Origin of the sequence: Stieleria sp. (assembly GCF_041595215.1) — a bacterium.
Lineage (GTDB): Bacteria > Planctomycetota > Planctomycetia > Pirellulales > Pirellulaceae > Stieleria > Stieleria magnilauensis.
In genome coordinates, this window is the sequence record NZ_JBFHKV010001477.1 from 1 (window position 1) to 1598 (window position 1598).

1 protein-coding gene is annotated in these 1598 nt (G+C 60.3%); it reads left to right on the forward strand.

The genetic code is table 11. From position 1 onward, the window contains the following. The coding region (locus ABX749_RS32260; protein ID WP_372899655.1) for a hypothetical protein at positions 1–1598 on the forward strand (1598 nt) is incomplete at both ends.

Here is a 1598-nt window from a genome sequence, read left to right on the forward strand (position 1 = left end):
ACACCGCCACCGACAGCGGAAGTCGGATCGAGTTTCCCAACCTCGTCGACATCATCGGCGGCACCTCCCGGTATTCCGACACGTATGTTCGCGCCCAGGCCGGCGGTGTGATTGCCCTGCCGATGCTCGAATCGATCGTCGATGTCAGTCGCGGTGACACGCGCAATCACGTCATCGAGTTCAGTGCCACCGGCGCGACCAGTCAGATCGATCTGTCAGCGCTGGTGGCCGTGCAGGATTACAACGCCGATGGGCTGACCCGATTGCTCGAATCCGATGGCGGCGACCTGTTGCTCGGTGCACTGGATTCGGCGATCGGCGCCAGCATCACACTTCAGTCCGCCGAAGGCGGGCCGCTGGATGCATTGCGGCACTTGGAGCGCACGACGCTTGTGCTCTCCGGAGGCACTCACACGGCGCCGCTGCTGGAGCGCGCCGTCCGTTCGACGGTCGATCTGCGCGACGGAACTTTCATGCCGGCGGCGCTCGCCGACATCGATGGGTCCAGCCTGCTCGTTTCCGGCGGCGCGACGTTGACGTTGCCGGCGGTGGATCGCTATTCATTCTGGTCGGACGGCAATTATCAGCGGAAACGTTTTCGAGCCAGCGGTGCCGGAAGCACGTTGTCGCTTCCGAACCTCGCCGCCATCGAAAGCGGGTCGCATTACGATGCCGAGTTCTATTTAGAGGCGTTTGACGGTGGGGCACTCGATCTATCCTCGGTCACCAGGATCGCCGAACCGACCGGCGGTGATTCACGATTGCGACGCGTTGTCATCGATGCCGACGGCGCGGACAGCCAGATTGATTTGACGCAGCTGGTCTCGTTTGCGGACTACAGATTTGACGGCAACACCTCAAACAGTTCGTTGATCGAAGCGACCGCAGGGGCCGATATCGTCGCTCCAAATTTGCAGTTCATTCGTGGTGCCCGCTTGAATTTGGGCGCGTCCGGTTCGATCACCTCCGATCAGTTCCGCGGGATCTTTCAAAGCATTGTCACGATCCGCGATGTCGACCGAGCGTTTCCGAATCTGACCCGTGTCGACGACGTCACGTTCGACATCGGCTCGGCGGCCGTGGATCTGTCCAGTCTGATCGGGATCCAAGGCGGCGACTTGATTCTTCGCGAGGGAGCGACGCTGGACGTCAGTGCCCTGAAGTACATCGATCAGGCCGATTTTAATGTTTCTGGCGGTGCGGTCTTGTCGATGCCTTCGGTCACCGCCGTGCGAGACAGCAATACCTCAAACTATCACTCCCGCACTTGGACCGTCTCCGGCGCCGGCAGCCGAATCGAATTGCCGAACGTCACCACGATCACCGGATCGCCCGGTTATGAAACGCGACATTACTTTACCGCCAGTGACGGCGGGGTTTTGGATCTGCCGTCGCTGGTCTCGGTCCAAGACATTCCCGGCGACAACCGCAGGGGGGCATTTGAATTCAAGGCGACCCAAGCCAACTCGTTGATCAATCTTGCCTCGCTGCGACAGGTCGTCGATCTCAATACCGATCAACGTTCGGTCTTTCAAGCCGCCACGGGGGGCAGTCTGCAGATCGGCAATCTGACCGATGCACATGGTGTCCACTTCATC